This window comes from Planomonospora algeriensis, assembly GCF_977012225.1.
Genome location: NZ_CDRNDK010000847.1, coordinates 1 through 1,408 on the forward strand (window position 1 = coordinate 1; position 1,408 = coordinate 1,408).

Annotated in this window: 1 protein-coding gene; it reads left to right on the forward strand. The window is 70.7% G+C overall.

The annotated features are described in order from the left end of the window. On the forward strand, positions 1 to 1,408 hold a 1,408-nt coding region (locus ACWJ6R_RS36310), incomplete at both ends, for a histidine kinase N-terminal 7TM domain-containing diguanylate cyclase (RefSeq protein ID WP_449066542.1).

Consider the following 1,408-nt stretch of genomic DNA (forward strand, 5'->3'; position numbering starts at 1 on the left):
CTGCCTGTCGCTGGCCGTGGTCGACCGCACCTGGCGGCTGTCGCGCCGTACGGCCCTGTGGCTGGCGGTCGAGCCCGCGATCGTCCTCGCCGCCATCCTGACCGACCCCTGGCACCACTGGTTCATCGCCTCTCCGGACCTCACCGACCTGCGGAGCAACAACGCGACCGGCGTCGGCCCGCTGTTCTGGGCGCACACCGCCTACAGCTACGCCCTGCTCACCGGTGGCATCGTCCGCCTGCTCATGGCCTGGCGGCGCGGCTCACGCTTCCAGCGCGGTCTGTACGGCTTCACCCTGCTGGGCACCGTCCCGCCCCTCCTGCTCAACGCCGTCAGCACGCTCGGCGCCCTCCGCGTCGACTACCTGACCCCGGTCGGGTTCTGCGTCACCACGGTCGTGGTCTACTGGTCGCTGATGCGCCGCTCCCTGCACGAGCTCATCGCCGTGGAGCGCACCCACGTCTTCGACATGATCAGCGACATGGTCCTGGCCATCGACCTCTCCGGCCGCATCCTCGACCTCAACCCGGCCGCCGACCGCCTGCTCCGGCAGGTCAGCCCCCACCTGCCCGCCCGCCTCACCGGCACCTCCGCGGTCGAGGCCTTCGGCCCGGTGCCGATCGGCGACGGCCTGGAGATCGACCACGCCGTGGTGGATGCGGGGGGGCGGCGGGTGGATTTGAACGTGCGGGTCAGTGCGTTGCTGGATGCGCGGGGGGAGCGGGTGGGGTGGGCGTTCGTGGGGCGGGATGTGACGGCGTTGAACGTGCAGCGGCGGGCGTTGGTGGAGGCGAATGCGCGTCTGCAGGAGCAGGTGGCGATGATCGAGGCGTTGCGGGCGGATCTGGCCGAGCAGGCGGTGCGGGATGCGTTGACGGGGTTGCACAACCGGCGGTTCCTGATGGAGGCGCTGGGGCGGGAGATGCGGTCGGCGGTGGGGTCGGGGGAGTCGTTGAGTGTGGCGTTGCTGGACATCGATCATTTCAAGCAGATCAATGATCGTTATGGTCATGGTGCGGGTGATCAGGTGTTGATGCGGTTCGCGAAGCTGGTGGGGGGGCGGGTGCGGGTCGATGACGTGGTGGCGCGGTATGGGGGGGAGGAGTTCGTGATCGTGTTTCCGGGGGCGTCGGGGGAGCAGGCGCTGGAGCGGGTGGAGGCGATCCGGGTGTGGGTGGCGGCGGGTCGGGTGCCGGCGGGGGGTCATACGTTGTCGGTGTCGTTCAGTGCGGGGGTGGCGGCGTTGTCGGGGGGGATGGATGCGGGGGAGTTGCTGCATGCGGCGGATGAGGCGTTGTACGCGGCCAAGCGGGCGGGTCGTAATCGGGTGATGCTGGCTCCGGTGGCCGTGCCCGCCACCGCCACCGCCACCGCCACCGGGACCGGGACCGAGCCCGCGGGGGCCGTC